Origin of the sequence: Mycobacterium colombiense (assembly GCF_001953985.1) — a bacterium.
GTDB classification, from domain to species: Bacteria; Actinomycetota; Actinomycetes; order Mycobacteriales; family Mycobacteriaceae; genus Mycobacterium; species Mycobacterium colombiense_B.
In genome coordinates this window covers 81777-90534 of record NZ_MBEI01000062.1, presented here as the reverse complement: position 1 = coordinate 90534, position 8758 = coordinate 81777, and the positions used below count along the sequence as shown (strand labels likewise).

Annotated in this window: 9 protein-coding genes; 6 read left to right on the top strand and 3 right to left on the bottom strand. The window is 70.0% G+C overall.

Annotated features, from left to right (window positions below; genetic code table 11):
• Positions 1–195, bottom strand: a 195-nt coding sequence (locus A5732_RS27385) for a hypothetical protein (RefSeq protein ID WP_216351588.1), incomplete at its 3' end; no start/stop codon positions are given.
• A gap of 219 nt (positions 196–414) precedes the next feature.
• Here A5732_RS27385 and A5732_RS20640 point away from each other — a divergent pair.
• From A5732_RS20640 to A5732_RS20630, 3 genes are all read left to right on the top strand, one after another.
• Complete coding sequence (locus tag A5732_RS20640; protein WP_076103156.1) at positions 415–1542, top strand: DUF7159 family protein; 1128 nt, start codon at positions 415–417, stop codon at positions 1540–1542.
• 164 nt (positions 1543–1706) lie between these two features.
• Entirely contained in the window at positions 1707–3170 is a 1464-nt protein-coding gene (locus A5732_RS20635; protein ID WP_432760625.1) for a DUF7159 family protein, read from the top strand.
• Between the two features lie 145 nt (positions 3171–3315).
• Positions 3316–4641: a UDP-glucose dehydrogenase family protein gene (locus A5732_RS20630; RefSeq protein WP_076051456.1), complete on the top strand. Its 1326-nt coding sequence runs from the start codon at positions 3316–3318 to the stop codon at positions 4639–4641.
• Between the two features lie 40 nt (positions 4642–4681).
• Here the strand turns inward: A5732_RS20630 and A5732_RS20625 are convergent, their stop codons facing one another.
• A complete protein-coding gene (locus A5732_RS20625; protein WP_076051440.1) occupies positions 4682–5347 on the bottom strand; it encodes a class I SAM-dependent methyltransferase in 666 nt (221 codons plus the stop codon).
• Between the two features lie 143 nt (positions 5348–5490).
• Between A5732_RS20625 and A5732_RS20620 the strand changes: the two genes are divergently transcribed.
• The 3 genes from A5732_RS20620 to rfbA are packed head-to-tail and all read left to right on the top strand — an operon-like array spanning position 5491 to position 7549.
• On the top strand, positions 5491–6246 hold the full coding sequence (locus A5732_RS20620) for a maleylpyruvate isomerase family mycothiol-dependent enzyme (protein ID WP_076103155.1): 756 nt from the start codon (positions 5491–5493) through the stop codon (positions 6244–6246).
• A gap of 29 nt (positions 6247–6275) precedes the next feature.
• Positions 6276–6647 (top strand): hypothetical protein, encoded by a 372-nt coding sequence (locus A5732_RS20615; RefSeq protein ID WP_076051438.1) that lies wholly within the window; start codon positions 6276–6278, stop codon positions 6645–6647.
• 26 nt (positions 6648–6673) lie between these two features.
• Positions 6674–7549, top strand: coding sequence for a glucose-1-phosphate thymidylyltransferase RfbA (gene rfbA / locus A5732_RS20610; RefSeq protein ID WP_076051437.1), 876 nt, complete (start codon positions 6674–6676; stop codon positions 7547–7549).
• Here the strand turns inward: rfbA and A5732_RS20605 are convergent.
• Positions 7491–8756, bottom strand: coding sequence for a YibE/F family protein (locus A5732_RS20605; RefSeq protein ID WP_076051455.1), 1266 nt, complete (start codon positions 8754–8756; stop codon positions 7491–7493). The two genes, rfbA and A5732_RS20605, sit on opposite strands and share 59 nt — an antisense overlap.
• Between the last annotated feature and the right edge of the window lie 2 nt (positions 8757–8758).

Below are 8758 nucleotides of genomic sequence, written 5' to 3'. Positions count from 1 at the left end.
GCGGGGGGGCGGCGGCCGCCCCGGCTGCCACCGCCCCGGCTGCCGCCGCCCCGGCTGCCGCCGCCCCGCCTGCCGGTGCCCGGCTTCGGCGGTGGCCACGGGCCCTTCGGCGGCCACGGTCCGTTCGGCGGCGGTCATGGGCCGTTCGGTGGGGGCCATGGTTTCGGCGGCGGCCATGGTTTCGGTGGGGGTCATGGTTTCGGCGGTCACGGCGGCGGTGGTCATGGCCACCGATAGCGTGTCGCGCTTCCCGGGTTTAGCTGACCGGGCGCGCTAGGCTGGCAGATCGGGGATGTAGCCGCGGCCAGAACCCTTCGTACGTCCGGCTGACTCTCAATCGCGAGACCCCCGAGGTAGCGGCAACGCAGCTGACCTGGCATGTCGCAGCAACCAATTGGACGATTTGGAGGAGCGATGGACGTCGTACTCGGCGTGTCTATGGCACCTGAAACGGTCCGCATGGTGCTCATCGAAGGTGAGGCCGCCGGCGGGGTGACCGTCGACCAGGACGGTTTCAACGTCGCCGGCGACGAAACCCCCAGCGCCGCAGCGAATCACGTGGTCGCAGCCATCCTCGGCACGCGCGACAGCGCGGCCCAGGGCGGGTACCGGCTCCGATCCAGCGGAGTGAGCTGGACCGACCCCGTCAAGGCGGCCGCGCTGCGAGACGCGTTGGCGGCCCGCAAGATTGAGAACGTTATGCTGGTCTCGGCGGTCATGGCCGCGGCCGCGCTGGCCCAGGCCATGGGCAGCGCAACCAACTGGGCGCGCACCGCGTTGCTGCTCGTCGAGCCGGGCAGCGCGACTCTGGCGGTCGTCGACACCTCGAACGGGACCGTCACCGACGTGCACCGGCACCCACTGCCCGGCAGCGACGACGCCGCACTGGCGAAGCTGACCGCGATGGTGTCGGGCGCCGAGACGATGACCGCGCGGCCCGACGGGGTGTTTCTGGTCGGCTCGGAGGTGGACATCCCGTCGATCAAGCCGACGCTCGAGGCCGCGACCGCATTGTCGGTGACCACGCCGGAGGAACCCGAGATGGCCCTGGCGCGCGGCGCCTCGTTGGCCGCGGCGAACGCAAAGCTGGGAGCTCCCCGCACGGTCTCGATGCCGGCCGCGCAGACTTCGTCGGCCGCTGCGATCGAACTCGCCTACAGCGCCGTCGACGACCCGGCCTCTGACGCCCAGCTGGCCGCCGAGTTGCGGCGGCGCAGCCGCAAGTCGATCTTGACTATCGCCGCCGTCACCACCGTCTTCGTCGGCGGCATCGTGGCATTGGCGCTCGCACTGGCCTTCGGCATCGGCCCGCACGCGGACCAGCAGCCCGACGTCAGCACCAACGTCGTCGCCCCGCAGAATCCGGACGCCGGTCCGCCCGGCCCGCCCCCGCCGTCGGAAGTGCCCGCGGCCCCGCCGCAGGCCCCCGCGCCGCCGCCGCAACCCTCGCCGCATTCAGGTGACCATCAACACTGGGATGACTGGCTGCACCGTCACCTGGGTACGCAGATTCCACAGATTCCGCAGATCCCGTCGCCGTAGTCCGCTCGCGGCCCCGTCCCGGGCCGCCACCCGAGCGCCGAACGCGCGTAAAATCGGGGCGTTAGGGGAATACCGGTGGGGACTCAGCGATCTCTCGCGCCACCACATCGTGCGACGAGCCCGCCCCCACCGTGATTGGCTAGCAAACGACTATTGGAGGAGCTTTGGACACCGTACTTGGTGTGTCGATGGCCCCGACGGCAGTCCGGATGGTGCTGGTCGAGGGGGAAAACGGCGACGGTGCCACCGTCGATGAAGACAATTTCAATGTCGCCGCTGCCGCAGATGCAGCAACGGTAACCGCCTCGGACCAGGTAGTCTCGGCCATCTTGGGGACGCGTCAGGGCGCAGCAGAGGGCGGCTACCAACTGGCGTCGACCGGGGTCACGTTCACCGACCCCCTCGAGGCCGCCGCACTGCGCGACAAGCTGGCCGCCCACAAGGTCGAAAATGTGATGCTCGTCTCGGCCTTCCTGGCCGCGGCGGCGCTGGCCCAGGCGGTCGGCCACCAGACCAACTACGCGCAGACCGCGCTCCTCTACATCGAGCCCGACACCGCGACGCTGGCGGTGGTCGACAGCGCGGACGGATCCATTGCCGACGTTCAGCGGCAGGCCCTGCCCGACGATGACGAGGCGGCGGTCGCCCAGCTGGCCGCGATGGTGTCCAGCGCCGAGAACCTGGAGACGCGCCCGGACGCCGTGTTCGTCGTCGGCTCCGGCATCGACATCCCGCTGATCAAGCCCGCCCTGGAGGCGGCTACCACTCTGCCGCTGACCGCGCCCGAGGAACCGGACACGGCCCTGGCCCGCGGCGCGGCGCTGGCGTCGGCGCACGCACCGCTGTTCTCGTCGTCCACCGCGGCCCTGGCCTACGCGCAGGATCCCGGCACCGGCGCGATCAACCCGCTCGCCGTGGCGCCGGGTTATTTCGAAAACCCGGGCGAGGCCGGCGCGGACGGACTCGCATACAGCGCCGTGCCCGACGACCCGGACGAGTTCTTCACCGGCTCGCAGACCGCCGCGACGGCGCTGGTCGGCGCGGATTACCACGAGCGCAGCTCCTTCCGGCTGGTGGGAAGCGCGGTGGCGGCCATCTTCGTCATCGGCGTCGTGGCGCTGGTGGTGTCGTTGGCCATCGCCATCCGGCCGACGGCCAGCGTCCGGCCGAACCCGAACCAGAACGTCGTCGTCGCGCCCACCCGGCCGGCTCCCGCTCCTGCGGCGCCGGCCCCCGTGCAGGCACCCGCGCCGGCGGCACCCGCACCGGCTCCCCAAGCTCCGGCTCCCGAGGCCGTTCCGCAGGCACCCGCTCCGGCGCCGGCGGCTCCCGCCCCGGTGCAGGCGGCTCCCATTCCGGTGCCGGAAGCCCCCGCACCGGCGCCGGTGGCTCCGCCGCCTCCTCCGCCCGCGGTGGCGCCGATTCCGGTGCCCATTCCGCTGCCGATCCCGGGCCTTGGCGGGCCGGGCTTCGGTGGACCTCCGGGAGGCGGCCACGGTGGCGGTGACGGAGGGGGACACGGCGGCGGCGGCTTCCCCGGGTTCCCCGGTGGTGGCGGTGGCCATGGCGGCGGCGGCTTCCCCGGCTTCGGCGGAGGTCACGGCGGCGGCGGCTTCGGTCGCCACTAGTCCCGATGGTGGCGACCCGCTTCGCCCGGCTGCGCCGCGCTCGCGATCGCCACGAGGTCTGACGGCAGTCACCTGTCATCTGCCGTTTGCCTCGCGCTCAACCTCGCGATGCAATTAGCTCATGGCGACCACCTACACCGGTTGTATGCGATGCACCGTGTTTGGCACGGGTTACCTCGGCGCCACCCATGCGGTTGGGATGGCGGAACTGGGACACGACGTGCTCGGGGTCGATATCGACCCGGGAAAGGTCGCCAAGCTCGCCGGGGGCGACATCCCGTTCTACGAGCCCGGCCTGCGAAAGCTGTTGAAGGAGAACCTGGCCGCGGGCCGGCTGCGGTTCACCACCGATTACGAGATGGCGGCCGACTTCGCTGACGTGCACTTCCTCGGGGTGGGCACACCGCAGAAGAAGGGCGAGTACGGCGCGGATCTGCGCCACGTCTACGCCGTCATCGATGCGTTGGTGCCGCGGCTGACGACGTCGGCTGTGCTGGTTGGCAAGTCGACGGTGCCGGTGGGCACCGCGGCCGAGTTGAACCAACGAGCGGCCGCGCTGGCGCCGTCTGGTGTGGACATCGAAATCGCTTGGAATCCAGAGTTTCTACGCGAGGGCTACGCCGTGCAGGACACCCTTCACCCGGACCGGATCGTGCTGGGGGTCAAACAGGATTCGATGCGCGCCGAGGCGGCCGTGCGCGAGCTGTACGGACCGCTGCTCGAGGAAGGGGTGCCGTTCTTGGTGACGGACCTGCAGACCGCCGAGCTGGTCAAGGTTTCCGCCAATGCTTTTCTGGCGACCAAGATTTCGTTCATCAACGCCATCTCCGAGGTATGCGAGGCCGCGGGCGCCGACGTCAGCCTGCTGGCCGATGCGCTCGGCTACGACCCCCGGATCGGGCGCCAATTCCTCAATGCCGGTTTGGGTTTCGGCGGCGGATGCCTGCCCAAGGATATTCGCGCGTTCATGGCGCGCGCCGGCGAGCTGGGCGCCGACCAGGCGCTGACGTTTTTGCGCGAGGTGGACAGCATCAACATGCGCCGCCGCACCCGGATGGTAGAACTGGCCAGCGCCGCCTGCGGTGGCTCGCTGCTGGGCGCCAACATCGCGGTGCTCGGTGCGGCGTTCAAGCCCGAATCCGACGATGTGCGTGACTCTCCCGCGCTCAACGTCGCGGGTCAGCTGCAGCTCAACGGCGCCGCGGTCAACGTGTATGACCCCAAGGCCCTGGACAACGCGCAGCGGCTGTTCCCGACGCTGAACTACGCCGTCTCCGTGGAGGAGGCCTGCGAGCGCGCGGATGCGGTGCTGGTGCTCACCGAGTGGCGCCAGTTCGTCGACATGGACCCCGACGGCCTGGCCGACCGGGTGCGCGCCCGCGTCATCGTCGACGGCCGCAATTGCCTGGACGTCGCCCGCTGGCAGCAGGCGGGCTGGCGGGTCTACCGCCTGGGCGCGCCGCGCCCCTAGCCGCAAGCCCGAAACTGCTCGGCTTCAACAACATTCGGCGTCATCCGGGCGTGCAACCCACCCGGGCGCGCAGCAGAGCGCGCTGGTAGTCGCCACCGTCGTCGGAAACTTCGACGTCGACCTCGTCGAACCCGGCTGACCGCAGTGCGTCGACAACCGGTGCGGGGTCGGGGATCTCGCGGAAGGGCAGGCTGGCCGCCACGTCCTGGGTGTAGTGATGCCCCGCCACGTGCGGGTTCAGCGACACGTCGGCGATCAACAGCCCACCCGGGACCAAGACCCGGCGCCATTCCGCGAAGGCCCGCTGCGGCTCGAGCACGGTCCAGATGAAGTGTCGGGCCGTCACGGCGTCGAAACTCGCGTCGGCGAACGGCAGCGTCTCGGTGACGCCCTCCACGAACGTGACGGTCACCCCGCCCTCGGCGGCCTTGGCGCGCGCCCGCGCCAGCATCGCCTCGGACGCGTCGACGCCGGTCACCTCGTGGCCGAGCTCGGTCAGCAACAGCGCGACAAAGCCGGTGCCCGTGGCGACATCGAGCACCCGCGACGCCGGGGGGATCGGGCTCAGGGCCTGCGCCCACCGTCGACGTTCGGGCTCCGAGGAGATGCCGTGCGCGGTCCGCTGGTCGTACTCGGACCCTTCACGCTCCCAGAACTCGCGGATCGCCGTGCGGGCGACCGGAAGGCTCGCGTTGTCATCGGGCATGAGCACCTCTCGGGGACAAGGGCATTCGGCGACCCGGGCGGCCGGCATGCCTCGACGTACCTGACATCCTGCAGTGCGCGCAATCGTCATCGCAAGGTACTCGGCAGCGGAGGGCAACCGTCCCGGCGGGTAACCTGACCCGGGTGGACTATGCCGGAGCATTCCTCGACGAGAATCGGGCCTTCGCGGAGCTTTTTGAAGATGCCGACGAGTCCACGCCGGTGCCCACCTGCCCGGACTGGACCCTGCGGCAATTGTTCCGCCATGTCGGCCGCGGCGACCGCTGGGCGGCGCAGATCGTGCGCGACAAACTCGACAGCTACCTCGACCCGCGCACGGTGGAGGGCGGCAAGCCGCCGCCGGACCCCGCCGGTGCGATCGCCTGGCTGCACGGCGGCGCCCAGCGGCTGATCGACGCCGTCGAGCTGACCGGGGTCGAAACACCGGTCTGGACATTCCTCGGGTCGCGCCCGGCGAACTGGTGGGTGAGGCGCCGGTTGCACGAGGTCGCGGTGCATCGGGCCGACGCGGCGATCGCGCTGGGGAGCGAGTTCGCCCTAGACCCCGGCGTGGCCGCCGACGGCCTCACCGAATGGCTGGAGCGGGTCGCGATCCAGGCGGGCGGCCAGGGGGCGCCGCTTCCGCTCGAGGAGGGCGACACCCTGCACCTGCACGCCACCGATCCCGGCCTGGGTGAAGCCGGCGAGTGGACGATCGCCGTCGAGGAGGGTCGGATCGTCTGGTCGCACCAGCACGGCAAGGGCAGCGCCGCGCTGCGTGGGGGCGCCACCGAGCTGCTGCTGGCGATCCTGCGCCGGCGGCCGCTGGCCGACACGGACATCGAGCTGTTCGGCGACGACGCCGTGTGGCAGCGCTGGTTGGACCGTACGCCTCTCTAGCCGCGGGGCCGCACGGTAACTTGCACACCATGACCACATCGGAGATCGCCACCGTTCTGGCATGGCACGACGCCCTCGACAGCGCGGATTTCGACACGTTGATTGCGTTATCCAGCGACGACATCGAGATCGGCGACGCGCACGGCGCCGCGCAGGGCCACGAGGCACTGCGCAACTGGGCCTCGTCGCACCGGGCGTCCACGCAGCTCGGTCAGATGTACGTGCACGACGGGGTCGTCGTCGTCGAACAAAAACTGGGCAGCCCCGGCGGGCAGGGGGAGGCCACCAACGCGCTGGCGTTCCGCGTCGTCCATGACCACGTCACCTCGGTGTTCCGGCACGACAGCCTGGCGTCGGCGCTGGCAGCTACCGAACTCACCGAGTCCGACGCCATCGAATAGGCCCATCAGGACATTAGGAGTTATCCATGCGCGGAATCATCCTGGCCGGCGGGTCGGGCACCCGCCTGCATCCGATCACCACGGGCATCAGCAAGCAGCTGCTGCCGGTCTACGACAAACCGATGGTCTACTACCCGCTGTCCACCCTGATGATGGCCGGAATCCGCGACATCCTGGTGATCACCACCCCGCACGACGCGGCCGGATTCCAGCGGCTGCTGGCCGACGGCTCGCAGTTCGGCGTCAACATCACCTACGTGACGCAGGAAAGTCCCGACGGTCTGGCCCAGGCTTTCGTGCTGGGCGCCGACCACATCGGCAACGAGCCGGTGGCTTTGGTGTTGGGAGACAACATCTTCTACGGCCCGGGGCTGGGCACCAGCCTGAGCCGCTTCCAATCCATCAGCGGGGGAGCGGTTTTCGCGTACTGGGTGGCCAACCCGTCGTCATACGGTGTCGTCGAGTTCAGCGACGACGGCAGGGCGCTGTCGCTGGAGGAGAAGCCCAAGACGCCGAAGTCCAATTACGCGGTGCCGGGTCTGTACTTCTACGACAACGACGTGATCGAAATCGCCAAGGGCCTCAAGAAATCGGCGCGCGGCGAGTATGAGATCACCGAGGTCAACCAGATCTATCTGAACCGGGGCCGGCTCTCGGTCGAGGTGATGGCCCGCGGCACGGCCTGGCTGGACACCGGGACGTTCGACTCGTTGCTGGACGCCAGCGACTTCGTGCGCACCCTGGAGCGACGGCAGGGCCTGAAGGTCAGCGTCCCCGAGGAAGTGGCGTGGCGGCGGGGCTGGATCACCGACGATGAGCTGGCCGAGCGCGCGCACAACCTGCTCAAGTCCGGCTACGGCGGCTATCTGCTGGATCTCTTGGAGCGGAGCCGGTTTCAGTAGGTTTGGCCAGCACCGCGGCGATCGCCGTCGTCAGCGGCACCGACAGCGCCAGCGCCATGCCGCCCACCGCCGAGCGGGCGATCTCGATGGCCACGCTCTCGCTGGTCAACACGTCGGTCAACGAGCGGTTGGCGACGCTGAACAGCAACAGCAGCGGCAGCGAACTACCGGCGTAAGCCAGCACCAGCGTGTAGACCGTGCTGGCGATGTGATCGCGGCCCACCCGGATGGCGCCCAGAAAGATCGCCCGCCGCGAGCCGCCGAGGTGGGCGAGCTCGAACACCGTCGAGGCCTGCGTCACCGTCACATCATTGAGCACACCCAGCGACCCGATGATGAACCCGGCGAGCAGCAGGCCGCCGATCGACACATTGCCCAGATACGCGCTGACGGTGCTGTTCTGCTCGTCCGACAGGCCGGTCAGCTGCGCCAGTTCTATTGCCGCCCAGGATAATCCGGCGGCCAGCAGTAGCGCCGACAGGGTGCCCAGCAGCGCGGCGCTGGTCCGCAGGCTGACCCCGTGCGCGAGGTAGATGACCGCGTACAGGATGGCCGCCGACGCCACCAGCGCCACCGGGACCGCGGGTGCGCCGTCGCGCAGCGCCGGCAGCAGGAACGTCACCAGCACCAGGAACGCGACCACGATGCCCACCAGCGCGAGCAGCCCGCGCCACCGCGCCACCGCCACGACGACCACCGCGAACGCGATCGCCAAACCGGTTAGCGCCCAGCCACGTTCGAAGTCGTAGAACGCGTAGCTGGTGGCGCCCTGGTCGTCCACCTGCCGGACCAGCCGAATGTGGTCGCCCACCGCGAATTTCGGCTGGCCGGGCCCGGGGGAGGACTCCAGCAGCGTCTGGGCCCCGGCGTTGGGGCCCGAATCGATAAAGACCTGGGTCAAGACGCAGCGTCCCGCGCCCGGCGGGGCCTGCTGCGGAACGCCGGTGAGGACCTGACTGACCGACGGGCTGCCGCAGTCGCCCGACCCGCTGGACAGCACGTGCCCGGCCTGCGTGCTCACCGCGCCGCCGGCCGCGTTCTGCAGCGGCATCGGGATGTCGACGTGCTGTCGGCTGGGCCAGAGCACCACGGCGCCGACGGCTACCGCCACGCCGATCGCGACCAGCAACCCGACGACAATCCTGGCGGGCAACGGATCAACGGCGGACGGGCCCGACGGCATGCTGTGCGAGTGGGAGTGCGTCACCC

Coding starts and splice junctions, on each gene's coding strand:
- rfbA (WP_076051437.1), top strand. CDS start 6,674: ATGCGCGGAATCATCCTGGCCGGCGGGTCGGGCACCCGCCTGCATCCG.
- A5732_RS20640 (WP_076103156.1), top strand. CDS start 415: ATGGACGTCGTACTCGGCGTGTCTATGGCACCTGAAACGGTCCGCATG.
- A5732_RS20615 (WP_076051438.1), top strand. CDS start 6,276: ATGACCACATCGGAGATCGCCACCGTTCTGGCATGGCACGACGCCCTC.
- A5732_RS20630 (WP_076051456.1), top strand. CDS start 3,316: ATGCGATGCACCGTGTTTGGCACGGGTTACCTCGGCGCCACCCATGCG.
- A5732_RS20625 (WP_076051440.1), bottom strand. CDS start 5,347: ATGCCCGATGACAACGCGAGCCTTCCGGTCGCCCGCACGGCGATCCGC.